The sequence below is a fragment of the Chryseoglobus sp. 28M-23 genome, assembly GCF_014789785.1.
Taxonomy (GTDB): Bacteria; Actinomycetota; Actinomycetes; order Actinomycetales; family Microbacteriaceae; genus Microcella; species Microcella indica.
This window is the reverse complement of the sequence record NZ_CP061846.1, coordinates 222,913-246,284: the sequence shown is the minus strand read 5'-3', so window position 1 is coordinate 246,284 and position 23,372 is coordinate 222,913. Positions and strand designations below refer to the sequence as shown.

Annotated in this window: 29 protein-coding genes and 2 pseudogenes; 4 read left to right on the top strand and 27 right to left on the bottom strand. The window is 68.4% G+C overall.

From position 1 onward, the window contains the following. Positions 1 to 14: 14 nt before the first annotated feature. Positions 15 to 1,865, bottom strand: coding sequence for a glutamine--fructose-6-phosphate transaminase (isomerizing) (gene glmS, locus IE160_RS01235; protein WP_191151415.1), 1,851 nt, complete (start codon positions 1,863 to 1,865; stop codon positions 15 to 17). A 45-nt stretch (positions 1,866 to 1,910) separates the two neighbouring features. Here glmS and coaA point away from each other — a divergent pair, with 45 nt between their 5' ends. After that, positions 1,911 to 2,855, top strand: a complete 945-nt coding sequence (gene coaA, locus IE160_RS01230) for a type I pantothenate kinase (protein WP_191151414.1) — start codon at positions 1,911 to 1,913, stop codon at positions 2,853 to 2,855. Continuing rightward, positions 2,855 to 3,645: pseudogene (locus IE160_RS01225) on the top strand (methyltransferase domain-containing protein). Before coaA ends, IE160_RS01225 begins: the two are co-directional and overlap by 1 nt. A 48-nt stretch (positions 3,646 to 3,693) precedes the next feature. On the opposite strand, the gene glmM reads toward IE160_RS01225, so the two are convergent. From glmM to rplM, 3 genes are read right to left on the bottom strand one after another with little or no spacing between them, the layout of a single operon-like run. Further along, complete coding sequence (gene glmM / locus IE160_RS01220) at positions 3,694 to 5,055, bottom strand: phosphoglucosamine mutase (RefSeq protein WP_179872996.1); 1,362 nt, start codon at positions 5,053 to 5,055, stop codon at positions 3,694 to 3,696. A gap of 27 nt (positions 5,056 to 5,082) precedes the next feature. Then, complete coding sequence (rpsI, locus tag IE160_RS01215; RefSeq protein ID WP_152582544.1) at positions 5,083 to 5,601, bottom strand: 30S ribosomal protein S9; 519 nt, start codon at positions 5,599 to 5,601, stop codon at positions 5,083 to 5,085. A 24-nt stretch (positions 5,602 to 5,625) separates the two neighbouring features. Continuing rightward, complete coding sequence (gene rplM / locus IE160_RS01210; protein ID WP_179872995.1) at positions 5,626 to 6,072, bottom strand: 50S ribosomal protein L13; 447 nt, start codon at positions 6,070 to 6,072, stop codon at positions 5,626 to 5,628. Between the two features lie 263 nt (positions 6,073 to 6,335). Here rplM and IE160_RS01205 point away from each other — a divergent pair, with 263 nt between their 5' ends. After that, positions 6,336 to 7,580, top strand: a complete 1,245-nt coding sequence (locus IE160_RS01205) for an integrase catalytic domain-containing protein (protein WP_191150778.1) — start codon at positions 6,336 to 6,338, stop codon at positions 7,578 to 7,580. A gap of 21 nt (positions 7,581 to 7,601) precedes the next feature. On the opposite strand, the gene IE160_RS01200 is transcribed toward IE160_RS01205, so the two are convergent. Further along, entirely contained in the window at positions 7,602 to 8,528 is a 927-nt protein-coding gene (locus IE160_RS01200; RefSeq protein ID WP_502708752.1) for a tRNA pseudouridine synthase A, read from the bottom strand. A gap of 25 nt (positions 8,529 to 8,553) precedes the next feature. On the opposite strand from IE160_RS01200, the gene IE160_RS01195 reads away from it, so the two are divergent. Next, positions 8,554 to 10,482, top strand: coding sequence for an acyltransferase family protein (locus IE160_RS01195; RefSeq protein ID WP_224744516.1), 1,929 nt, complete (start codon positions 8,554 to 8,556; stop codon positions 10,480 to 10,482). A gap of 6 nt (positions 10,483 to 10,488) precedes the next feature. Here the strand turns inward: IE160_RS01195 and IE160_RS01190 are convergent, their stop codons facing one another. The 22 genes and pseudogenes from IE160_RS01190 to rpsC form a co-directional block, all read right to left on the bottom strand. Next, entirely contained in the window at positions 10,489 to 11,523 is a 1,035-nt protein-coding gene (locus IE160_RS01190) for a GNAT family N-acetyltransferase (protein WP_191151411.1), read from the bottom strand. Between the two features lie 63 nt (positions 11,524 to 11,586). Then, positions 11,587 to 12,159, bottom strand: a complete 573-nt coding sequence (gene rplQ / locus IE160_RS01185) for a 50S ribosomal protein L17 (RefSeq protein WP_179872992.1) — start codon at positions 12,157 to 12,159, stop codon at positions 11,587 to 11,589. A 54-nt stretch (positions 12,160 to 12,213) separates the two neighbouring features. Next, positions 12,214 to 13,209, bottom strand: a complete 996-nt coding sequence (locus tag IE160_RS01180; protein WP_152582678.1) for a DNA-directed RNA polymerase subunit alpha — start codon at positions 13,207 to 13,209, stop codon at positions 12,214 to 12,216. Positions 13,210 to 13,384: 175 nt separating this feature from the next. Continuing rightward, a complete protein-coding gene (rpsK, locus tag IE160_RS01175) occupies positions 13,385 to 13,783 on the bottom strand; it encodes a 30S ribosomal protein S11 (RefSeq protein ID WP_100823513.1) in 399 nt (132 codons plus the stop codon). Between the two features lie 50 nt (positions 13,784 to 13,833). Then, entirely contained in the window at positions 13,834 to 14,208 is a 375-nt protein-coding gene (gene rpsM, locus IE160_RS01170) for a 30S ribosomal protein S13 (protein WP_152582679.1), read from the bottom strand. Positions 14,209 to 14,419: 211 nt separating this feature from the next. Next, the gene (gene rpmJ, locus IE160_RS01165; RefSeq protein ID WP_152582680.1) at positions 14,420 to 14,533 is read right to left on the bottom strand and encodes a 50S ribosomal protein L36; all 114 of its coding nucleotides are present in this window, start codon (positions 14,531 to 14,533) and stop codon (positions 14,420 to 14,422) included. A gap of 80 nt (positions 14,534 to 14,613) precedes the next feature. Continuing rightward, positions 14,614 to 14,835, bottom strand: a complete 222-nt coding sequence (gene infA, locus IE160_RS01160; protein ID WP_066056559.1) for a translation initiation factor IF-1 — start codon at positions 14,833 to 14,835, stop codon at positions 14,614 to 14,616. 181 nt (positions 14,836 to 15,016) lie between these two features. Next, entirely contained in the window at positions 15,017 to 15,610 is a 594-nt protein-coding gene (locus tag IE160_RS01155; protein ID WP_191151410.1) for an adenylate kinase, read from the bottom strand. Beyond that, entirely contained in the window at positions 15,607 to 16,932 is a 1,326-nt protein-coding gene (secY, locus tag IE160_RS01150; protein WP_152582681.1) for a preprotein translocase subunit SecY, read from the bottom strand. Before secY ends, IE160_RS01155 begins: the two co-directional genes overlap by 4 nt. Positions 16,933 to 17,037: 105 nt before the next feature. Further along, positions 17,038 to 17,658 (bottom strand): annotated as a pseudogene (gene rplO, locus IE160_RS01145) (50S ribosomal protein L15); the annotation flags it as partial. 215 nt (positions 17,659 to 17,873) lie between these two features. Beyond that, positions 17,874 to 18,059, bottom strand: coding sequence for a 50S ribosomal protein L30 (rpmD, locus tag IE160_RS01140; protein WP_179872989.1), 186 nt, complete (start codon positions 18,057 to 18,059; stop codon positions 17,874 to 17,876). Beyond that, positions 18,059 to 18,751 (bottom strand): 30S ribosomal protein S5, encoded by a 693-nt coding sequence (gene rpsE, locus IE160_RS01135; protein ID WP_179872988.1) that lies wholly within the window; start codon positions 18,749 to 18,751, stop codon positions 18,059 to 18,061. Before rpsE ends, rpmD begins: the two co-directional genes overlap by 1 nt. Next, entirely contained in the window at positions 18,748 to 19,119 is a 372-nt protein-coding gene (rplR, locus tag IE160_RS01130) for a 50S ribosomal protein L18 (protein WP_152582684.1), read from the bottom strand. Before rplR ends, rpsE begins: the two co-directional genes overlap by 4 nt. A gap of 2 nt (positions 19,120 to 19,121) precedes the next feature. After that, positions 19,122 to 19,658, bottom strand: a complete 537-nt coding sequence (rplF, locus tag IE160_RS01125; RefSeq protein WP_179872987.1) for a 50S ribosomal protein L6 — start codon at positions 19,656 to 19,658, stop codon at positions 19,122 to 19,124. Positions 19,659 to 19,664: 6 nt separating this feature from the next. After that, complete coding sequence (gene rpsH, locus IE160_RS01120; protein ID WP_152582686.1) at positions 19,665 to 20,063, bottom strand: 30S ribosomal protein S8; 399 nt, start codon at positions 20,061 to 20,063, stop codon at positions 19,665 to 19,667. Positions 20,064 to 20,158: 95 nt separating this feature from the next. Further along, complete coding sequence (gene rplE / locus IE160_RS01115) at positions 20,159 to 20,743, bottom strand: 50S ribosomal protein L5 (RefSeq protein WP_152582687.1); 585 nt, start codon at positions 20,741 to 20,743, stop codon at positions 20,159 to 20,161. After that, a complete protein-coding gene (rplX, locus tag IE160_RS01110; RefSeq protein ID WP_179872986.1) occupies positions 20,743 to 21,102 on the bottom strand; it encodes a 50S ribosomal protein L24 in 360 nt (119 codons plus the stop codon). Before rplX ends, rplE begins: the two co-directional genes overlap by 1 nt. A gap of 3 nt (positions 21,103 to 21,105) precedes the next feature. Next, positions 21,106 to 21,474 (bottom strand): 50S ribosomal protein L14, encoded by a 369-nt coding sequence (rplN, locus tag IE160_RS01105; protein WP_100823527.1) that lies wholly within the window; start codon positions 21,472 to 21,474, stop codon positions 21,106 to 21,108. 30 nt (positions 21,475 to 21,504) lie between these two features. Beyond that, positions 21,505 to 21,825: a 30S ribosomal protein S17 gene (gene rpsQ, locus IE160_RS01100; protein WP_191151408.1), complete on the bottom strand. Its 321-nt coding sequence runs from the start codon at positions 21,823 to 21,825 to the stop codon at positions 21,505 to 21,507. Next, positions 21,825 to 22,175: a 50S ribosomal protein L29 gene (rpmC, locus tag IE160_RS12675; protein WP_179872984.1), complete on the bottom strand. Its 351-nt coding sequence runs from the start codon at positions 22,173 to 22,175 to the stop codon at positions 21,825 to 21,827. The genes rpsQ and rpmC overlap by 1 nt, the downstream gene beginning before the upstream one ends. Beyond that, positions 22,175 to 22,594, bottom strand: a complete 420-nt coding sequence (gene rplP / locus IE160_RS01090; RefSeq protein WP_191151407.1) for a 50S ribosomal protein L16 — start codon at positions 22,592 to 22,594, stop codon at positions 22,175 to 22,177. The genes rpmC and rplP overlap by 1 nt, the downstream gene beginning before the upstream one ends. Before the next feature lie 4 nt (positions 22,595 to 22,598). Beyond that, positions 22,599 to 23,372: a 30S ribosomal protein S3 gene (gene rpsC / locus IE160_RS01085; RefSeq protein WP_100823531.1), complete on the bottom strand. Its 774-nt coding sequence runs from the start codon at positions 23,370 to 23,372 to the stop codon at positions 22,599 to 22,601.

Genomic DNA, 23,372 nt, shown 5'->3' with positions numbered 1-23,372 from the left:
ATCCGCGGCATCGGCTACTCGACCGTCACCGACTTGGCGAGATTGCGCGGCTGGTCCACATCGAGCCCCTTGGCCGCTGCGAGCTCCATGCCGAAGATGTGCAGCGGCACGACGGCGAGAAGCGGTTCGAAGAACGGCGAGGCGAGGGGGATGCGGATGACCTCGTCGGCGTGCGGCAGGACGGCGACGTCGCCCTCCTCCGCGATCGCGATGACGCGCGCGCCCCGCGCCCTGATCTCCTGGATGTTCGAGACGACCTTCGCGTGCAGCGAGCGCTCGTCGCGAGGGCTCGGCACGATCACGAACACCACCTGACCTGGTTCGATGAGGGCGATCGGCCCGTGCTTGAGCTCACCAGCCGCGAAGCCTTCCGCATGGATGTACGCGAGCTCCTTGAGCTTGAGGGCACCCTCGAGCGCGACCGGGTAGCCGACGTGGCGACCGAGGAACAGCACCGAGCGGGTGTCCGCCATCCAGTGCGCGAGCTCCCGGATGCGATCTCCCACCTCGAGAACCTTCGTGAGCTTCTCCGGCACCTCCTGCAGCTCCGCCACGAGACCGCGCACGGTCTCATCGTCGAGCGTCGCGCGCGCCTGCGCGAGCTGCAGCCCGAACAGGTACATGGCGGTGATCTGCGCCACGAAGGCCTTCGTCGAGGCGACCGCGACCTCCGGCCCTGCGTGCGTGTAGATGACCGCATCAGACTCGCGCGGAATCGTCGCGCCCTGCGTGTTGCAGATGGAGAGCGTGCGCGCTCCCGCCTCGCGGGCGAACTTCACAGCCATGAGCGTGTCCATCGTCTCGCCAGACTGGCTCACCGAGATGACGAGGGTCGAGGTCGACAGCACGGGGTCGCGGTAGCGGAACTCGTGCGCGAGCTCGACGTCGACCGGCACCCTCGCCCACTGCTCGATCGCGTACTTGCCGACGAGGCCCGCGTAGGCGGCCGTGCCGCACGCGATGATGAGCACGCGATCGATGCCGCGCAGAACATCGTCGCCCAGAGCATCCAGCTCGGGAACGTGGACGAGACCGTCGCTCACCCGGCCGAGAATCGTCTTCGCGATCGCCTCCGGCTCCTCGCTGATCTCCTTCGCCATGAAGCTCGACCAGCCGCCCTTCTCGGCCGCCGTAGCGTCCCAGTCGACCTCGAAGGTCTTGGGCGTCACCGCGACGCCGTCGAAGCCGACGACCTCGACGCTGTCGGGGCGGATCGTGACGAGCTGGTCCTGCCCAATCTCCATGGCGCGGTGCGTGTGCTCGACGAACGCCGCGACGTCGGAGCCGAGGAAATTCTCGCCATCGCCGAGGCCGATCACGAGCGGAGAGTTGCGGCGGGCGCCCACGACGACGCCCGGCTGGCCCGCGTGCACAGCGAGAAGGGTGAACGCGCCCTCGAGCCTCTGGACGACGTGCAGCATGGCCGCGGTCAGATCGCCCGTCTCTCGGTAGGCCTCGCCCACGAGGATGGCGGCCACCTCGGAGTCGGTCTCGCTGTGGAACTCGTGGCCTCGAGCGACGAGCTCCTCCTTGAGGGGTGCGAAGTTCTCGATGATGCCGTTGTGGATGAGCGCGAGCTGGCCGCCGTCGCCGAGGTGCGGGTGGGCGTTCTCGTCGGTCGGCCCGCCGTGGGTCGCCCAGCGGGTGTGGCCGATGCCGGTGCCGCCATCGGCCAGAGCCGTCGACGCGAGGTCGTCGGTGAGCACGCGCAGCTTGCCGGCGTGCTTGCGGGTGCCCAGCGCACCATGGTCGTCGATGACGGCGACTCCCGCCGAGTCGTACCCCCGGTACTCCAGGCGCTTCAGGCCGCCGAGCAGCACCTCGACGCTGCCCCGAGGGCCGACGTATCCCACGATTCCGCACATGACTGACGATTCTAGGGCTCCGCGGACGGGAGTAACGTGGAGCCGATGCCCGAGGCGAGCGCAGCGCGCGAGACCAGTCCCTTCGTCGAGATCGATCGCCGACGGTGGGCGGCGCTCGCCCCCGCCACGCCGCAGCCGCTCACCGAGCAGGAGCTCGTGCAGCTGAGAGGACTCGGCGACTCCCTCGATCTGCGCGAAGTGGCCGAGGTGTACGTGCCGTTGAGCCGTCTGCTCAATCTGTACGCGGCGGGAGCCCGCGATCTGCACTCTGCGACCCGCAGCTTCCTCGGCGAGAGCGGGCGCAGCACGCCCTTCGTCATCGGGGTCGCCGGCTCTGTCGCGGTCGGCAAGTCGACGATCGCCCGACTGCTGCGCGAGCTGCTCTCACGGTGGGAGGACACCCCGCGGGTCGAGCGCGTCACGACGGACGGTTTCCTCCTGCCCACGGCCGAACTCGCTCGTCGGGGCATCCTGCATCGCAAGGGGTTCCCCGAGTCCTACGATCGCCGCGCCCTCCTCCGATTCGTCTCGCGCATCAAGTCAGGCGTCGAGGAGGTGCGCGCACCCGTCTACTCGCACCTCACGTACGACCGCGTCCCCGATGCCGAGATCATCGTGAGGCGGCCCGACATCCTCATCGTCGAAGGGCTCAACGTGCTGCAGCCCCCGGGGCCGGGTGCAAGCCTCGCGGTGAGCGACCTGTTCGACTTCACCGTCTACGTGGACGCCCGCACGAGCGACATCGCCCAGTGGTACGAAGACCGCTTTCTCGCCCTGCAGAGCGGCGCATTCGTGGACCCGCGCAGCTACTTCCACCGCTACGCGGCGCTCTCGCACGAGCAGGCCATCGCCAAGGCGCGCGAGATCTGGCGCGAGATCAACGAGCCGAACCTCGTGGAGAACATCCTGCCGACGCGGGCACGAGCGTCGCTCGTGCTGCGCAAGGAGCACGACCACACCGTCTCGACCGTTCTGCTGAGAAAGATCTGATGGCCGAGTCCGAGAAGTACACTCACGGCCACCATGAGAGCGTCCTGGCCGCGCACCGATGGCGCACGATCGCGAACTCCGCCCACTACCTCGAGCCCCACCTGACGGCCGGCCGTTCCCTCCTCGATGTCGGCTGCGGCCCGGGAACGATCACCGCCGAGTTCGCCGAGCGCCTCGCGCCGGCTCGGGTCGTCGGCCTGGACGCCGCCCCCGACGCGCTGGCCGCGGCGGCGGAGCTCGAGACGAGCGCCGAGTTCGTCCTCGGCGACGCCTCGCGCTGCCGTTCGACGACCAGACCTTCGACATCGTGCACACGCATCAGATCGTGCAGCATGTGCAGGACCTTGTGGCGATGCTGCGGGAGATGGCGCGCGTGGCGCGCGGTGGCGGCCTGGTGGCCGCGCGGGAAGTGGACTACTCGGCGACGACATGGTTCCCTCTCCTGCCGGAGCTCGAGCTCTGGCTCGACGTCGTCCGTCGAGTGCACCGCGCGAACGGCGGCGAGCCCGACGCCGGGCGTCATCTCACGAGCTGGGCGCTCGACGCCGACCTCACGAGGCCGCAGTTCACGGCGTCCGCCTGGGCGTTCACGACCGCGCAGGAGCGCGAGTGGTGGGGCGGCGCCTGGGCGGAGCGCGCACTCCACTCTCGCTTCGCAACCGACGCCGTCGAGGGCGGTCACGCGACCGTCGACGAGCTGCAGGCCATCAGCGACGCCTGGCGTACGTGGGCGGCCGACGAGCGCGGGTGCTTCACGATGACCCACACGGAGCTCCTCGCCACGGTGTGAGCGCGCCGGTGCGAACCCGCGGTGACCGCTGCCTCCTCCCGGAGGACCTTAGACGGCGAGCTCGGCCGACACGACGGCGGCGAGCCTCTCGGCGACGGCCTGCGCGGTCTCCTGGTCTGCCGCCTCGACCATGACGCGCACCATCGGCTCGGTGCCGCTTGCGCGCAGCAGCACGCGTCCGCTCTCCCCGAGCAGCGCCTCCTCCGCGGCAACGGCCTCCGCGAGGGCAGCACTGTCGTGCACGCGCGTGCGGTCCACGCCGCGCACGTTGATGAGCACCTGGGGGAAGACCGTCATGACGTCGGCGAGCTCGGCGAGCGTGCGGCCCGTGCGCGACATCTCGGCGGCGAGCTGCAGGCCCGTGAGGATGCCGTCACCGGTCGTCGCGTGCTCCTGGAAGATGATGTGGCCAGACTGCTCGCCGCCCAGGCTCAAGCCGTGCTCCGCGAGCGCCTCGAGAACGTACCGGTCGCCGACCTTCGTCTGGATCACGGTGATGCCGTGCTCGGCCATGGCGCGCCCGAGGCCGAGATTGCTCATGACGGTCGTGACGAGGGTGCTCTGGGCGAGTAGACCACGCCGCTGCATCGAGACGGCGAGGATCGCCATGATCTGGTCGCCGTCGATGACCCGCCCGTCGGCGTCGACCGCGAGGCACCGGTCGGCGTCGCCGTCGTGGGCGATGCCGAAGTCGGCACGCTGCTCCAGCACCGCGCGCTGCAGGGGCTCGAGGTGGGTCGAGCCGACGCCGTCGTTGATGTTGAGGCCGTCGGGGTCAGACCCGATGACGCTCACCGAGGCACCGGCGTCGCTGAACACCTGCGGCGAGATGCCTGCCGCGGCGCCGTGCGCGCAATCGATGACGATGTGCAGGCCGTCGAGCCGGGCATCCAGGGTGCGTAGCAGGTGCAGCAGGTAGCGGTCCTCCGCATCGGCGAACCGGCGGATGCGCCCCACAGCCTCGCCCGTCGGCGCGAGCTTCTCGCCCTCGAGTGCACCCTCGATGCGGTCCTCCACCTCGTCGGGCAGCTTGGTGCCGCCGAAGGAGAAGAACTTGATGCCGTTGTCGGGCGCCGGGTTGTGCGATGCCGAGATCATGACGCCGAAGTCGGCCCCGATGTCGCCGACGAGGAAGGCGGCGGCAGGCGTGGGGATGACCCCGGCGTCGAGCACGTCGATGCCCGAGCTCGCAAGGCCAGCCGACACGGCCGCCGTCAGGAACTCCCCCGACACGCGAGGGTCGCGCGCGACGATCGCGGTCGGGCGCTTGCCCTGGGCGCGCAACTCATCGGCGTGCCGGCCCTGCGTGAGCACGCGAGCGGCGGCCTGGGAGAGGCCGAGGGCCAGGTCAGCGGTGAGATCACCGTTGGCGAGCCCCCGAACCCCGTCCGTGCCGAAAAGGCGACCCATGTGGGTGGTCCGAAGCCCGAGGCGCGACTAGCGCTTCGAGTACTGCGGAGCCTTGCGCGCCTTCTTGAGACCAGCCTTCTTGCGCTCGATCACGCGCGCGTCGCGCGTGAGGAACCCGGCCTTCTTGAGGGTCGCACGGTTGTTCTCACGGTCGATCTCGTTGAGTGCGCGCGCGATGGCGAGGCGCAGTGCGCCCGCCTGACCCGAGGGGCCGCCACCGGTGATGCGCGCGGTGACGTCGTATGCGCCCCCGAGCTGCAGCACGGTGAAGGGGTCGTTGATGAGCTGCTGGTGCAGCTTGTTGGGGAAGTACTCCTCGAGGGTGCGGCCGTTCACCACGTAGGTGCCGGCGCCGGGAGCGATGCGCACGCGGGCGATCGCCTGCTTGCGGCGGCCCACTGCGGCGCCCGACACGGAGAGGATCGCGCGTGGCGCGGCCTCCGCTGCGGGGGCGGTCGACTCGGTCGAGTAGCTCGAGGGGGCGACCTCGGTCGCCGCGTCGGTGCTCGTGTTGTCGCTGTTCGTCACGTCTGCCACGTTGCTCATTGTCCTTAGCGTCGTCGGCGGCCGCTACTGAGCGACCTGGTCGAGGGTGTAGGTCTTCGGCTGCTGCGCAGCGTGCGGGTGCTCGGCGCCCGCGTAGACCTTGAGCTTCTTGATCTGAGCACGGCCGAGCGAGTTCTTCGGCAGCATGCCGCGAATCGCCTTCTCGACGGTGCGCGCCGGGTTCTTCTCGAGCATCTCCGAGTAGGTCGTCGCCGTGAGGCCGCCCGGGTAGCCCGAGTGGCGGTATGCCTTCTTCTGCTCGAGCTTGGAGCCGGTGAGGGCGACCTTCTCGGCGTTGATGATGATGACGAAGTCGCCCATGTCCATGTGCTGGGCGAATGTCGGCTTGTGCTTGCCGCGCAGGAGAACGGCGGCGTGGCTGGCGAGGCGGCCGAGGACGACATCGGTTGCGTCGATGACGACCCAGTCGCGCTGAATGTCAGCGGGCGTGGGGCTGAAGGTGCGCGTCACAGTGCGTACTTTCTGGTCGAGGTGTTCGCGAATCCCACTCCGGTGGGAGTTCTCGACGCAGATCGCGCGAGAACGCCTCGGTGGAGGGCTCAACTGGATGGCCGTCGGCGACGGACACCAAGGGGAAAGCCTACTCGGCCGAGGGCCGCCGGTCAATCTGACGACGTGCCTCACGAAGAATGCCCGCGAGTGGGTTCCCGTGCCTCAGATAAGAATGCCCGCGAATGGCGGGCATTATCCGAGGTATGGGAAGCAGGTTGTCGATGGCTGCGCGAGCAGAGATCACGGTGAAGTACGCCCGGGCGTATGCGAAGGCGTCGAAGAAGGACAAGGGCCGGCTGCTGGACGAGGTGGTCGCGGTCACCGGCTGGTCGCGGGATAACGCCCGTCGCAGGCTCGCGAAAGCCGCTCGACCCCGCCCTCGCACGGTGAGCAAGGCGCGGAAGCCTCGGGCTCGGAAGTACTCCTATGACGCGACGAAGACGCTGCAAAGGGTGTGGGCGTTCGCGGGATTCGAGTGCGGGAAGTACCTGGCCGCGGCGATGCCGGTCCTGCTGGACGCGTTGGAACGCCACGGCGAGCTCAGAGCCGGCCAGGCCCGCTACTCGCCCGAGGTGCGGGCCGAGCTGGAGGCGATGAGCCCGGCGACGATCGACCGCTACCTCGCCCCCGCGAGAGCGAAAGACCCACTCCGGGGCATCTCGACGACGAAGCCGTCGCCGCTGCTGCGCTCCTCGATCCAGGTCCGCAAAGCCGGCGACGAGGTCGAACAGTCCCCGGGGTTCTTCGAGGGCGACACCGTCGCGCACTGCGGTCCGACGCTGAAGGGCGAGTTCTGCCGGACGGTGAACCTCACCGACATGCGCACCGGGTGGGTGACGACCCGTTCCACCCGCAACAACGCGCACCTGAACGTGCTGGCCGCCCTCCAGCACGCCACCTCACAGGTTCCGTTCGAAGTCACCGGGCTCGACTTCGACAACGGCGGCGAGTTCATCAACCACGACGTCATCGGCTGGGCCGCCGAGCGGAAGATCTTCTTCACCCGCTCCCGCCCGTACAACAAGAACGACCAGGCCACCATCGAGTCCAAGAACAACCACCTCGTGCGCCGTTACGCGTTCTACTGGCGCTACGACACCCCGGAAGAACTGACCCTCCTGAACCAGCTCTGGCCGCTCGTGAACGACCGGCTGAACTTCTTCACCCCGACCAAGAAACCCACCGACTGGTCGACCGACGCCGCCGGACGCCGCAAGCGTCTCTACGACGCCCCGAAGACCCCGTTCGACCGTCTCCTGGCCGCCGGAGTCCTCTCCCCAGACCAAGCAGCCCAACTGCGCGACCGGCGCGACCGGATCAACCCCGCCGAACTCGCCCGCCGCATCCAATCCCTCCAAGACCGACTCACCGGCCTTGCCCGCGACCGCACCCTCGCACTCCAAGCCGAAGCCGCCACGCCTCTGCCCGACACCACCCGCGGCATCAAACTACGCCCCGCGAGCTGACCCCCGGCTTCGCGGGCATACTTAACTGGGGCACGGGAACCATTTCGCGGGCATTCCTACATGAGGCACCTCGTCTGAGAGCAGGGGGTCCCGTCGCGCGCGGGTCTGCTCGGCGCGGGCCGCCAGCTCGGCGTCGGGCGGGTAGCCCACCTCGACGAGCGTGAGCCCGTGCGCGCCCACGACGGGAGCGGCGCCGGTGCGGCGTGCTCCGTCGAGCACGGCGAGCAGAGCATCCTCGTCGAGGCGCCCGGCGCCGACCGCGATCGCCGCACCGACGAGGGCGCGCACCATGGAGTGGCAGAAGGCATCAGCGCGCACGTGTCCGATCAGTGCGCCGTCTTCATCGCGGGACCACGAGTAGTCGAGCAGGGTGCGGATGGTCGTCGCCCCCTCTCGCGGCTTGCAGAACGCCGCGAAGTCGTGGAGACCCGTGAGCGCCCGACTCGCGGAGTCCATCGCGGCGAGATCGAGCGTCTCGTCGACCCACAAGGTGTGGCCGCGACGTCGGGGGTCGCGCGGGCCCCCGCGATCCACGAGACGGTACTCGTAGCGGCGCCACAGGGCGGAGAATCGCGCGTCGAACCCGGCGGGTGCGCGCCTCGCGTCGCGCACGACGAGGTCACCGTGGCGACCGGCAATGCCGTTGAGCCTGCGACGCAGGGAGGCCTCGGGGCCGCCCTCCCGCGGGCCGCGCCGCCGGTCCCGCTGGGCGATCTCGTGCCACTCCTCCGGCGAGAGCTCCAGGTGGGCGACCTGCCCGATCGCGTGCACCCCCGCATCGGTGCGCCCCGCGACCGTGACCCTCGGGGCGTCGACGGGGTCGGCGCCCCGGCGCAGAATGGTCGCGAGCGCCTCGCCCAGCTCTCCCTCGACGGTGCGCAGGCCGGGCTGCCTGCTCCAGCCGGAGAACGCCGCGCCATCGTAGGCGAGGTCGAGCCGCAGGCGCACAGTGTTCACGGCCGACCATCCTACGATGGAGCGCACGGGTCGGCGGTCGTCCGCCCCGAGGCTCGATGACGAGACGACGGCGATTCGGGGGAGCATGTTCCAGACACCGCGACCCGTCGAGAGCGCCGATGCGCGGCGCCTGCCGGGCCTCGACGGCCTCCGGGCGCTCGCGATCGTGCTGGTGCTCGCCTACCACCTCTTCCCGGGTCTCGCGCCCGGCGGCTTCCTCGGCGTCGACGTGTTCCTCGTCGTGAGCGGCTACCTCATCACGACCCTGCTCATCGAGGAGCACGCGCGCTCCGGCCGCATCGCCCTTCGCCGCTTCTGGGCCCGGCGCGCGCGGAGACTGCTGCCCGCCCTCGTGCTCGTCGTCGCCGTCTCCGCGGGGCTCGCGGCCCTCATGGGCGGCGACGTGCTCGTGGGCATCGGCTGGCAGCTCGTCGGGGCGTTGACGTTCAGCTACAACTGGTTCTCGATCGCGACCGGGGCCGACTATCTCACGCAGACGAGCCCCGAGCTGCTGCGGCACCTCTGGTCGCTCGCGGTGGAGGAGCAGTTCTACCTGCTCTGGCCGGTCGCGCTGCTCGCGCTGCTCGCGATTGCTCGGCCGGGCATCCGCATCGCCGTCGTGAGCGCGCTCGCGGCCGCGTCTGCCGCGGCGATGGCCCTCGTCGCCGGAGACCCGGCCCTCGACACTGCCGCCGCCTCCGCCGCCTACTTCTCCACCCTCACGCACGGTTTCGGCCTCGCCGCCGGTGCCGCGCTGGCCCTCCTGCGCTCGCAGCGCGCGCGGGGCGGCGACGGCCCCGCACGCGCCCGTCTCCTCACCGATGCCCTCGGTGTGCTCGCGGGTCTCGGCCTTGTCGGCCTCTCCCTCGTGCTCACGATCGATGGCGCGGCGACGTATCGCGGCGGCCTGGTCGTCGCCGTGGCGCTCACTCTCGCCGTCATCGCCGCCGCCGACCGCCCGCAGAGTCGGCTGGTCAGCGTTCTGGATGCTCCGCTACCGCGGTGGGTCGGCGAGAGGTCGTACGGGCTGTACCTGTGGCACTGGCCCTTGATCGTGCTGCTCGGAGCGCGACTGACCGAGCTCGACCGCGCGAGCCTCGGCGAGACCTGGTTGCTCGGGGTGATCGCGCTCGCGGGTTCGGTGCTGCTGGCAGCCGCGAGCTACCGACTCGTGGAGTCGCCGTTCCGTCGCGCGCCTCGCGCAGCGCGTGCTGTCCCTCTGCGCGCCGTCGCGGCCGCGGGCGTTCTCGCACTGCTGGCCGCCTCGAGCACCGCAGTCGCCCAGGCGCCGCCTCGCTCGGAGGCCGCCGAGCTCATCGCCACCGGCCAGGTCGCTGTCGCGGAGTCTCAGCGCCGCGCCGAGCGCCCGCTGCCGCGGGACGAGGAGCCCGCGGCAGCGGTGGCCGGCACGCTGCCGTCGGGTGACGAGATCACCGCGATCGGGGACTCCGTCATGCTCGCGGCGGCGCCGCAGCTGCAGGAGCGCTTCCCGGGCATCGCGATCGACGCCGTCGTGTCCCGGCAGATGCGCCAGGCGCCGCAGATCGTGAGGGCCCTCGTCGAGTCTGACCGCCTGCGCGACACGGTCGTGCTCGGGCTCGGCACGAACGGGCCGATCGACCCGGAGACGCTCCACGAGGTACGGGCGCTGCTCGGTCCGGAACGCACGCTCGTGCTCGTGAGCGCGCAGGCGCCGCGCGGCTGGACGGAGGGTGTCAATGCCCACCTCGTCGACTTCGCGCGCACATATCGGCTTGTCGAGCTGAGCGACTGGCGCGCGGCCATCAGCCCGCAGCTCTCCCTTCTCGCCCCCGACCAGATCCACCCTGGCCCAACCGGCGGACAGGTCTACACGGAGACTCTCGCCGCGGCGCTGCAGCGCATCGCGGACCTGCCTCCCCTCGTGGACTACGAAGCGAACCCCGGCCTCCAGCGACCGCGGTAGCGCCTCTCAGTAGACGATCCGGTACGCGACGTCACGCGTCGTCGGGGTGAAGCCCAGTGCCGTGTAGACGCCCAGCGCGTCTGTCGGGCTCTCGGTGTCGACGTCCAGAACGGCGCGCTCGAGGCCCGCGAGGGAGTACGCCTCGAGTACCGCCCCGAGGAGTGCGCTCGCGAGGCCCCGGCGACGCCAGGGCCTCACCGTGCCGACGAGCCCGATGTAGCCCGAGCTGAAGCCTTGCCGCGCCCAATCGTCTTCGTTGACCTCGGACGTCACGAAGCCGACGACCTCGTCGTCGACGAGGGCGACGCGGCTCAGTGGAGCGCGGAAGGTCGGCAGCTCGATCATCGACTGCCACTGCTCCGAGCCCATGGGCTGACTGCCCCAGTGGTCCGCGAAGGCCTGGTTCTTGGCCACACGCACGGCCTCGCTGTATTCGGCCCGAAAGGGCTCGATGCGCACGCCGCCCTCGGGAGCCGGGCCCGCGGGCAGCGCACTGGCTACCTCGCACTCGAGCGTGGTGAAGTAGCGCGCCGCCTCGAATCCCTCGCGTGCGAGGAGTGCACCGTGCTCGGGCGCGATCTCGGCGGCATGGCTCATGACCCACGCCGGCAGGGCGAGGTCGGAGGAGGCGAGCATCTGACGAGCGCGATCGTGCTGCCACGCGAGGAGCGTTCGCCCGATGCCCCGCCCGCGGTGCGTGGGGTCCACCCCTCCCGCGAGAAAGACGCGCACGAGCGACTCGGGGTCGGGAGGCATCGTGACGAGCCCGTACGCGACCGCCGCTCCCCCGGCATCCGTGCACAGCAGTCCATCGGCGGACGGGTCGACCCACGAGCGCTCGAGTGCATCGCGCATCTCCTCGAGCGACTCGCTCCACGCCGGGTGGTCGCGCACGCTCATGCGTTCGGCAAGGCTCGTCACGAGGGCGGCGTCATCGCGCCTGAGTGTGCGCCACCGGTAGTGGGCGGAGTCGGCGGGGAGCGTGAGGGAGGAGGGAGCCTGCACCCTCTCACGCAGGGGAATGCGGTCGTTCTCGGTCACAGGCACAACAGTACGGCCCCCGCACCGTCGGGTGCGGGGGGCCGAGTGCTGTGGCAGCCGGTGCTACTTGGTGTCGTCGGCCTCGGCGCTCGAGGCGTCCTCGCTCGACGCCTCGTCGGTGGACTCGACGGCGTCAGCCTGAGCATCCGCGTCGTTCTCGACCGCGTCCGGAGCGTCCGTCGCCTCGGCCTCAGGCTCGGTTGCCTCAGGCGCGGCGGCCGGAGCCGATGCTGCCTCAGCGGCAGCCGACTTCTTGGCGCTCTTGGGCTTCGGGTTGACGGGCTCCAGCACGAGCTCGATGACTGCCATAGGCGCGTTGTCGCCCTTGCGGTACCCGGTCTTCGTGATCCGCGTGTAGCCGCCCTCGCGCTCGGCGACGAGGGGCGCGATCTCCGTGAAGAGCTCGTGCACGGCACTCTTGTCGCGGATGACGGTCATGACGCGACGGCGCGCGTGCAGGTCACCGCGCTTGGCGAACGTGATGAGCCGCTCCGCGAGCGGACGCAGGCGCTTCGCCTTCGTCTCGGTCGTCGTGATGCGCTTGTGGGTGAAGAGCGCGGTCGCCAGGTTGGCGAGGAGCAACCGCTCGTGAGCGGGGCCTCCTCCGAGGCGAGGACCCTTGGTGGGCTGAGGCATGATGTCTGTTCTTTCGTATCAGTGACGGTGTGGGGATCGAGGGCGGCGCGAGGCCTAGCTCGACTGCTCGTCGTCGTCGAAGCCGCCGTAGAAGTGCGCGCCGTCGAAGCCGGGAACGGCGTCCTTGAGCGAGAGGCCCATCTCGACGAGCTTGTCCTTGACCTCGTCGACCGACTTCTGCCCGAAGTTGCGGATGTTCATGAGCTGCGTCTCCGACAGGGCGACGAGCTCGCTCACGGTGTTGATGCCCTCGCGCTTGAGGCAGTTGTAGCTGCGCACCGACAGATCGAGGTCTTCGATGGGCATGCTCAGCTCGGTGGAGAGCACCGCGTCGACCGGCGCAGGGCCGATCTCGATGCCCTCGGCCTGCGTGTTGAGCTCGCGGGCCAGGCCGAACAGCTCGACGAGCGTGCGGCCGGCCGACGCGATCGCATCGCGCGGCGTGATGGCCGACTTCGTCTCGACGTCGACGACGAGACGGTCGAAGTCGGTGCGCTCCCCGGCACGGGTCGCCTCGACGCGGTAGGTCACCTTGAGGACGGGCGAGTAGATCGAGTCGATCGGGATCTGCCCCGCCTCGCTGAACTCGCTGCGGTTCTGCGTGGCGCTCACGTAGCCGCGACCGCGCTCGATCGTCAGCTCCAGCTCGAACTTGGCGCTGTCGTTGAGCGTCGCGATGACGAGCTCGGGGTTGTGGATCTCGACCCCCGCGGGTGCGGAGATGTCGGCCGCCGTCACCTCGCCAGCGCCCTGCTTGCGCAGGTACGCCGTGATGGGCTCGTCGTGCTCGCTCGAGACGACGAGGTTCTTGATGTTGAGGATGATCTCGGTGACATCCTCCTTGACACCCGCGATGGTGCTGAACTCGTGCAGCACGCCGTCGATGCGAATGCTCGTGACGGCCGCTCCGGGAATCGACGAGAGGAGGGTTCGACGCATCGAGTTTCCGAGCGTGTATCCGAAACCGGGCTCGAGCGGCTCGATCATGAACCGCGAGCGGAAGTCGGAAACGCTCTCCTCGGTGAGGGTGGGACGCTGTGCGATGAGCACTATGGATTCCTTTCGGCAAAGTGTCCGCCATATGACACTTGTGGCGCGGCGGGTGGCTGGCCCGCCGGATGTGTTGAGTTATTGAGTGCGGTGGAGCTGGAAGCGATGCATCGCATCGCCGCGACCCCAGCACCGACACGAGCTGAGCTCGGGTCGGGTCACTGAGGTCGAAAAACTAGACCCGACGACGCTTCGGCGGGCGGCACCCGTTGTGCGCCTGCGGAGTCACGTCGCTGATCGACCCGACCTCGAGGCCCGCGGCCTGAAGCGAGCGGATCGCCGTCTCCCGACCGGAGCCCGGGCCCTTGACGAAGACGTCGACCTTCTTCATGCCGTGCTCCTGCGCCTGACGCGCGGCAGACTCGGCGGCGAGCTGAGCGGCGAAGGGCGTCGACTTGCGCGAGCCCTTGAATCCGACCTGCCCGGACGATGCCCAGCTCACAACGGCGCCGCTCGGGTCCGTGATCGACACGATCGTGTTGTTGAAGGTGGACTTGATGTGGGCCTGGCCCACGGCGATGCTCTTCTTCTCTTTGCGACGCGGCTTACGAGCGGCCGACTTCGGTGCTGCCATGGTGTTCTCCTAAAACGAGGTCGAATCGATAGTCAGGGCGAACCCGGGGACTATCGGGCCTTCTTCTTGCCGGCGACGGTGCGCTTGGGTCCCTTGCGGGTGCGCGCGTTGGTCTTGGTGCGCTGACCGCGCACGGGCAGGCCGCGGCGGTGGCGGATGCCCTCGTACGATCCGATCTCCACCTTGCGGCGAATGTCGGCGGCGACCTCGCGGCGGAGGTCACCCTCGACCTTGTAGGTGCCTTCGATGTGGTCGCGGAGCGCGACGAGCTGGTCGTCGGTGAGGTCCTTGACGCGGATGTTCCGGTCGATACCGGTCTCGGCGAGCGTCTGCGTCGCGCGAGTACGGCCAACGCCGTAGATGTAGGTGAGGGCGACTTCGACGCGCTTATCGCGAGGAATGTCGACTCCGGCAAGACGGGCCATGACGGCTCCTTCAGGGGATTCGTGAGAGGTGTGGAGCAGTTCCGGTGCCAAGGCCTCTCGCCCTGGGTGTCCCCCGCTGTCGCGGGTTCTGGAACTGCCTGGTGTTCGTATTCAGTTGTTCGGCGACAAGATTCTCGGCTGTGTCGCCTCCGGGCGGTCGAGACGACCGCCCGCGTCGGGGTTGCACAGGCCAGAAATGGCCTGTGCCGCCTTAACCCTGACGCTGCTTGTGCCGGGGGTTGTCGCAGATGACCATCACGTTGCCGTGACGACGGATCACCTTGCACTTGTCGCAGATGGGCTTGACGCTGGGGTTGACCTTCATGGTGCGTATCTCTCTTGTTCGCTGGCCTCGTGCGCCGAGTGGATTCTCGGGCCGTTCCTTACCCAGGTCGACGATTCCGATTACTTGTAGCGGTAGACGATCCGGCCGCGGGTCAGGTCGTAGGGGCTCAGCTCCACGATCACGCGGTCCTCGGGGAGGATGCGGATGTAGTGCTGGCGCATCTTGCCCGAAATGTGGGCGAGAACCTTGTGGCCGTTGCTCAACTCAACGCGGAACATTGCGTTGGGCAGCGCTTCGACCACCGAGCCTTCGATCTCGATGACACCGTCTTTTTTGGCCATAGCCTCTTCGTCGCTAAAAGTGGGGAATGTCGAACTGGTCGTGCGGATCACGGTGCTCAGCCCTGTTGACTCCCGTCTGCACGGCGGGTGAGAGGCGGCGGACACGCCAGAGGCGTGCCGAAAGCACCAAAGATTTAGCTTAGGTGATAATGCACCCCGGGGGCAAGTCGAGCGGAGCCGCTCACGCGGGAACGTGGATGCCGCGCTCGGCGAGCGCGGTGCGGATGCGCCCCGTGACCTGGTCGATCTCGCCGATGCCGTCGACCTGGCTCAGCAGGCCTCGTTGGGCGTACACGTCGATGAGGGGCGCCGTCTGCTCGCGGTAGACCGTCAGGCGGTGTCGCACGACCGACTCGTCGTCGTCAGCGCGACCCTGGTCGAGAGCGCGCTTGCGCAACCGCTCGACGACGACGTCGGGGTCTGCCACGAGCTCGATGACGGCGTCCATGGACGTGCCCTGGCCGGCGAGGAACTCGTCGAGGGCGCGCACCTGATCGGTCGTGCGGGGATAGCCGTCGAGCAGGAAGCCCCCGGCGCAGTCATCCTGTGCGAGTCGATCGCGCACGAGGTCGTTGGTGAGCGAGTTCGGCACGTTGTCGCCGGCATCCATGTACGCCTTCGCCTGACGTCCCAGCTCGGTCTCGTTGCGCACGTTGTCACGGAAGATGTCGCCCGTCGAGATGGCCGGCACGCCGAGTGCGTCGGAGAGGGCGTGCGCCTGCGTGCCCTTGCCCGCCCCGGGAGGGCCGATGAGGAGCAGTCGTGCTTCGCTCATCGCAGCAGGCCCTCGTAGTGCCGCTGCTGCAGCTGTGCATCGATCTGCTTCACCGTCTCGAGGCCGACGCCGACGATGATGAGGATGCTCGCGCCACCGAACGGGAAGTTCTGGTTCGCTCCCACCGAGGCGAAGGCCAGGAGCGGGATGAGTGCCACGAGCCCCAGGTACAGGGAGCCGGGCAGGGTCACGCGGGTCAGGACGTAGTCGAGGTACTCCGCGGTCGGGCGCCCCGCGCGGATGCCGGGGATGAAGCCACCGTACTTCTTCATGTTGTCGGCGACCTCTTCAGGGTTGAACGTGATCGCGACGTAGAAGTACGTGAAGCCGACGATGAGCAGGAAGTACACGACCATGTAGATCCAGTTGTCGCCGGAGACGAGGTTGTTCTGGATCCAGACGACCCACTCCGGCGCGGTCTCCCCCGCCGCCGGCTGGTTGAACTGCGCGACGAGCGCGGGCAGGTACAGCAGTGACGAGGCGAAGATGACGGGCACGACACCGGCCATGTTGACCTTGATGGGGATGTACGTGTTGTTGCCGCCGAAAGTGCGCCGACCCACCATGCGCTTGGCGTACTGCACGGGGATGCGGCGCTGCGACTGCTCGACGAACACGACCGCGCCCATCACGAGGATGCCGAGCGCGAGGACGAGCAGGAAGATCTCGAAGCCGGAGGTGACGGCGATGGACCAGAGCGCCGACGGGAACGTCGCCGCGATGGAGACGAAGATGAGCAGCGACATGCCGTTGCCGATGCCGCGCTCGGTGACGAGCTCGCCGAGCCACATGATGAGGCCCGTGCCGGCGGTCATCGTGATGACCATGAGCAGGATCGCGTACCAGGCGTCGTTCGTGATGAGCTGGCTGCACTCGGCGACACCGCTCGTCGTCGGGAAGAGCGCTCCGGCTCGCGCGACGGTGATGAGCGTCGTCGACTGCAGCACGGCGAGCGCGATCGTCATGTAGCGCGTGTACTGCGTGAGCTTGGCCTGACCGGCCTGGCCCTCCTTGTGGAGGGTGTCGAAGTGCGGGATGACGACGCGCAGCAGCTGCGTGATGATCGACGCGGTGATGTAGGGCATGATGCCGAGCGCGAAGATCGACAGCTGCAGGAGCGCCCCGCCGCTGAACAGGTTGACGAGCTGGTACAGGCCCGTGGCTCCCTCGTTGCCCGCCAGACACAGCTGCACGTTCTGGTAGTCCACGAACGGCGCGGGGATGAAGGAACCCAGGCGGAAGAGCGCGACGATTCCGAGTGTGAAACCGATCTTCCGGCGCAGGTCTGGCGTGCGGAAGATCCGCCCGATTGCTCTGAACACGAGACCTCCCGTAGTAACGACATGAGCATCTTCCCGCCCGGCGGCGAAAGCTGCTGTGGCCCGTTCGGGCCGGTGGCGGGTGGCCCCGAAGGGCCACCCGAGCGGCTACTTGATGGAACCGCCAGCGGCGACGATCTTCTGCTCCGCGGAGCGCGAGACCTTGTCGACTGCCACAGTGAGCTTAACCGCAATGTCGCCGGAGCCCAGAACCTTGACCTTCTCGTTCTTGCGCACAGCACCCTTGGCGACCAGGTCACCCACAGTGACCTCGCCACCCTGGGGGTACAGCTCGGCGAGCTTCTCCAGGTTCACGACCTGGTACTCGACCCGGAACGGGTTCGTGAAGCCGCGCAGCTTGGGCTGGCGCATGACGAAGTTCAGGTTTCCACCCTCGAAGCCCGGGCGCACCGAGTAGCGAGCCTTCGTGCCCTTGGTACCGCGACCGGCCGTCTTGCCCTTGGATCCCTCACCGCGACCCACGCGAGTGCGCTCCTTCTTGGAGCCCGCCGCGGGGCGGAGGTGGTGCACCTTGAGAACCTGCGCGCGTGCGACGTCGGATGACGCCTTCTTCGCTGCGGGCTTCTTGGCGGGAGCCTTCTCAGCGGTCGAGTCCGACGCAGCCGCGCTCGAGGTCGCCGCAGACTTCTTGGCTGGTGCCTTCTTCGCAGCAGCCGGCTTGTCGGCGGCCGGCTTCTCAGCGGCGGCCTTCGCCGGCGCCTTCTTGGCCGGGGCCTTCGTCGCCGGAGCCTTGTCAGCCGCGGCCTTCGCCGGAGCCTTCTTCGCAGCGGCCGGCTTGTCAGCGCCTGCCTTCGCCGGAGCCTTCTTCGCAGCGGCGGGCTTGTCAGCCGACGCCTTGCTCGTGCTCGAGGAGGCCGGGGCCTTCTTCGCGGGAGCCTTCTTGGCCGGGGCCTTCGCGGCCTCGTCCTTCTTGTCTTCTGCCATTAGTCAATCTCCTCGACCTTGACGAGGTGAGCAACCTTGGTGACGTACCCGCGGTTCGCCGGGGTGTCCTCGCGCACGACGCTGTCGCCGATGCGCTTGAGGCCGAGGCTGCGCAGGGTGTCGCGCTGGTTCTGCTTCTCGCTGATTACGGACTTGATCTGAGTGACCTTGAGCTGCGCGGCCATCAGGCACCACCCTTTCCGGCTGCCGCCTCGGCCGCGAGGGCCTCGGCGCGCACGAGGCGCGCAGGAGCGACATCCTCGAAGTCGAGCCCACGGCGGGCGGCGACAGCACGCGGCTCTTCGAGCTGCTTGAGCGCCGCCACGGTCGCGTGGATGATGTTGATCGTGTTCGACGAACCGAGCGACTTGCTCAGCACGTCGTGGATGCCGGCGCACTCGAGCACGGCGCGCACGGGACCACCGGCGATAACACCGGTACCCGCAGCGGCGGGGCGCAGGAGCACGACACCCGCAGCGGCTTCGCCCTGCACGGGGTGCGGGATCGTCTGGGCTACGCGAGGCACGCGGAAGAAGTTCTTCTTCGCCTCCTCGACGCCCTTCGAGATCGCGGTCGGCACCTCGCGGGCCTTGCCGTAGCCGACGCCCACCATGCCGTTGCCGTCGCCGACGACGACGAGCGCGGTGAAGCTGAAGCGACGCCCGCCCTTGACGACCTTGGAGACGCGGTTGATCGTGACGACGCGCTCGAGGAAGGGGCTCTTCTCGCTATCGCGCGACCCACGGTCGCGGTTGGGGTTGCGCTCGCGACCGCCGCGACGCGCCTCACGGGGCTCGTTCGCGGTCTCCGACGACGCAGCAGTCTCCACGGGAGCCTCAGCGGCAGCCACGGTCTGGTCTTTCGCGTTCTCGGTCACAGGCTCAGCCCACCCTCTCGAGCTCCATCGGCGATCGCCGCGACGCGTCCTGCGTAGCGGTTGCCGCCCCGGTCGAAGACGACAGCCTCCACACCGGCCTTCTTCGCGCGCTCAGCGAGCAGCTCGCCCACCTTGCGCGCCTTAGCAGTCTTGTCTCCGTCGAACGTGCGGAGGTCTCCCTCCATGGTCGACGCGCTCGCGAGGGTACGACCCTGCGTGTCGTCGACGACCTGCACGAAGACGTGGCGAGCGGAGCGCGTGACGACGAGGCGGGGGCGCTCCCCCGTGCCCGTGACGCGCTTGCGCAGCCTCGCGTGACGGCGGCCCTTGGCGGCCGTCTTGCTCTTGCCTCTTGTTCCGAGACCCATGATTACTTACCAGCCTTTCCGGCCTTGCGACGGACAACCTCGCCGGCGTAGCGCACACCCTTGCCCTTGTAGGGCTCGGGCTTGCGCAGCTTGCGAATGTTGGCCGCGACTTCGCCAACGGCCTGCTTGTCAATGCCGCTGACGGTGAGCTTGTTGTTGCCCTCGACCGTGAAGGTGATCCCGGCGGGCGGGTCGACCGTGATCGAGTGCGAGTAGCCGAGCGCGAACTCGACCGCGGCGCCCTTCGACTGCACGCGGTATCCGGTGCCGACCACCTCGAGACCCTTGGTGTATCCCTGGGTCACGCCGATGATCTGGTTCTGGATGAGCGTGCGCGTGAGGCCGTGCAGCGAGCGCGAGTCGCGCTCGTCATCCGGTCGGGTCACGACGACCTGGTTGTCGTCGAGGGCGACCCGGATGGGCTGCGCGACCGTGAGGCCGAGCTCGCCCTTCGGGCCCTTGACTGTGACGGCCTGGCCGTCGATCTTCACGTCGACACCACTGGGGATGTCGATGGGCATGCGTCCGATTCGTGACATGTCAGATCACCACACGTAGGCGAGGACTTCCCCACCCACGCCCTTCTTCATCGCCTCGCGGTCGGTCAAGAGACCCGAGGAGGTCGACAGGATGGCCACGCCGAGGCCGCCGAGAACGTTCGGGATCTCGGTGGACTTCGCGTACACGCGAAGGCCGGGCTTGGAGACTCGCTTGATGCCGGCGATCGACCGCTCGCGGTTCGGCCCGTACTTGAGCGAGAGCGTGAGCGTCGTGCCGACGCGCGCGTCCTCGACCGCCCAGTCCGAGATGTAGCCCTCGCGCTTGAGGATCTCGGCGATGTGCGACTTCAGCTTGCTGCCGGGCAGCGAGACCGTGTCGTGGTGCGCCGAGTTGGCGTTGCGCAGTCTGGTCAGCATGTCTGCGACCGGATCTGTCATCGTCATAGTGGTGTCTTCCGTTTCTCACCTGGTTTCGCTCACCCGTTACACGAGTGACGACCTGGGCGATCGTGGTCCGAGTCGGACCGGTGGTGGGTGCCCTACTGGGCGGGGTTCGCGAAGGGGAAGCCGAGCGCGCGCAGGAGTGCGCGACCCTCGTCGTCCGTCTTCGCGGTGGTCACGATCGTGATGTCGAAGCCGCGCACGCGGTCGATCTTGTCCTGATCGATCTCGTGGAACACGCTCTGCTCCGTGAGGCCGAAGGTGTAGTTGCCGTGGCCGTCGAACTGCTTCGGGCTCAGGCCGCGGAAGTCGCGGATGCGCGGCAGCGCGAGCGTCACGAGGCGGTCCATGAACTCCCAGGCGCGGTTGCCGCGCAGCGTCACGTGGGCGCCGATCGGCATGCCCTCGCGGAGCTTGAACTGAGCGATCGACTTGCGGGCCTTCGTGACCTGAGGCTTCTGGCCGGTGATCGCGGTGAGATCCTTGATCGCACCGTCGATGACCTTGCTGTCGCGAGCGGCCTCGCCGACACCCGTGTTCACGACGATCTTGACGAGACCGGGAACCTGGTGCGGGTTGGTGTACCCGAACTCCTCGGTCAGCGCCTTGGTGATCTCGGCACGGTACTTCTGCTTGAGGCGCGGCTGGATTGTGCCAGCCTGCGCAGGGGCAGTGGTTGACATCAGAACTTCTCACCTGACTTCTTGGCGTACCGCACGCGGACGGTCTTCTTGACGCCGTCCTTCGTCACGGTCTCCTCGCGGAAACCGACGCGGGTCGGCTTCTTGGACTTGGGGTCGACGAGCGCCACGTTCGAGATGTGGATCGAGGCCTCGGAGGTCTCGATGCCGCCCGTCTTGGTGCCGCGCTGCGTCTGACCGACGCGCACGTGCTTCGTGACGTAGTTGACGCCTTCGACGATGACGCGGTTCTTCTCCGCGAGCACCTCGATGACGCGACCCTGCTTGCCGCGGTCTCCGCCGCGGTCCTCGGTCGCGCCGCTGATCACCTGGACGATGTCGCCCTTCTTGATCTTGGCCATGGGTTACAGCACCTCCGGGGCGAGCGAGACGATCTTCATGAACTTCTTGTCGCGAAGCTCACGACCGACCGGCCCGAAGATGCGGGTACCACGAGGGTCCCCGTCGGCCTTCAGGATCACGGCGGCGTTCTCGTCGAACTTGATGTACGAGCCGTCGGAACGACGGGTCTGCTTGATGGTGCGCACGATGACCGCCTTGACGACGTCGCCCTTCTTGACGTTGCCACCGGGGATGGCGTCCTTGACGGTCGCCACGATGACGTCACCGAGGCCGGCGTATCGACGGCCGGAGCCGCCGAGCACGCGGATCGTGAGCAGCTCCTTGGCGCCGGTGTTGTCGGCGACCTTGACGCGGGATTCCTGCTGAAGCATTGTTCTCTCCTACCCAATAGGCGCGAGGGCCTACTTGGCCTTCTCGAGGATCTCGACGAGGCGCCAGCGCTTCGTAGCGGACAGGGGACGGGTCTCGGAGATGAGCACGAGGTCGCCGACACCGGCGGTGTTCTGCTCGTCGTGCGCCTTGACCTTCGAGGTGCGACGGATGACCTTGCCGTAGAGCGGGTGCTTCACGCGGTCCTCGACCTCGACGACGATGGTCTTCTCCATCTTGTCGCTCGTCACGTAGCCGCGGCGCACCTTGCGGTACCCGCGGGCGCTCTCGTCGCGAACGTCGTGCGCGGCCGACTCGTGGCCGGCAGCGGCCTTCTTCTCGGTCGTCGCCATCAGTTCTTCTCCTCAGTCTTGTCCGAAGCGCCCTTGTCCGAAGCCTCGGGCTTCTCGCCAGCGTCAGCCGCGGCCTTCGCCTTGGTGGACTTCTTCGCCGGCTTCTCGGGAACCTCGATGGGGGCGGGCGTGGCACGGATGCCCAGCTCGCGCTCGCGGATCACGGTGTAGATGCGCGCGATGTCGCGCTTGACGGCGCGCAGTCGGCCGTGGCTCTCAAGCTGCCCGGTCGCGGCCTGGAAGCGAAGGTTGAAGAGTTCTTCCTTCGCCTTCTTCAGCTCGTCGACGAGTCGCTCGTCTTCAAAGGTGTCGAGCTCGACAGGTGCCAGCTCTTTCGATCCGATCGCCATTACGCGTCGCCCTCCTCGCGCTTGATGATGCGTGCCTTGAGGGGCAGCTTGTGAATTGCGCGGGTCATGGCCTCACGAGCGAGCTGCTCGGGAACACCGGCGACCTCGAAGAGGACGCGACCCGGCTTGACGTTGGCGACCCACCACTCCGGCGAGCCCTTGCCGGAGCCCATGCGGGTCTCGGCGGGCTTCTTGGTGAGCGGGCGGTCGGGGTAGATGTTGATCCACACCTTGCCGCCGCGCTTGATGTGACGCGTCATGGCGATACGAGCGGACTCGATCTGACGGTTGGTCACGTAGGCGGGGGTCATGGCCTGGATGCCGTACTCGCCGAACGACACGACGGTTCCGCCGGTCGCGTGCCCACCGCGCTTGGGGTGGTGCTGCTTCCGGAACTTGACCTTACGGGGAATAAGCATGTCTCTAGCCTTCCGCTCCGGCCGCAGCGGGCGCCTTGGCGGCGGCCGGACGGCCGCCGTCGCGACGCGGGCCGCGGTCAGAGTCACGACGCTCGGGGCGCGACGACTTCTGAGACGCCTGCTCGCGAGCGAGTTCCTTGTTGGTGATGTCGCCCTTGTAAATCCAGACCTTCACGCCGATGCGGCCGAAGGTCGTGCGCGCCTCGTAGAAGCCGTAGTCGATGTTCGCGCGGAGGGTGTGCAGGGGCACACGGCCTTCGCGGTAGAACTCGGAGCGGCTCATCTCGGCGCCGCCGAGGCGGCCGGAGACCTGGATGCGCACACCCTTGGCGCCGGCACGCTGGGCGCCCTGGAGGCCCTTGCGCATCGCACGGCGGAAGGCCACGCGAGCGCTGAGCTGCTCCGCGATGCCCTGCGCGACGAGCTGCGCCTCGGCCTCGGGGTTCTTGACCTCGAGGATGTTGAGCTGGATCTGCTTGGCGGTGAGCTTCTCGAGGTCGGAGCGGATGCGCTCAGCCTCGGCGCCGCGGCGACCGATCACGATGCCCGGGCGGGCGGTGTGGATGTCGACGCGAACCCGGTCACGGGTGCGCTCGATCTCGATGCGGGCGACGCCGGCGCGGTCGAGGCTCGTGGTGAGCATCCGGCGGATCTTGACGTCCTCCGCGACATAATCTGAGTAGCGCTGACCGGCCTTCGTGCTGTCGGAGAACCAGCGCGACACGTGGTCGGTGGTGATTCCGAGTCGGAAGCCGTACGGATTGACTTTCTGGCCCAT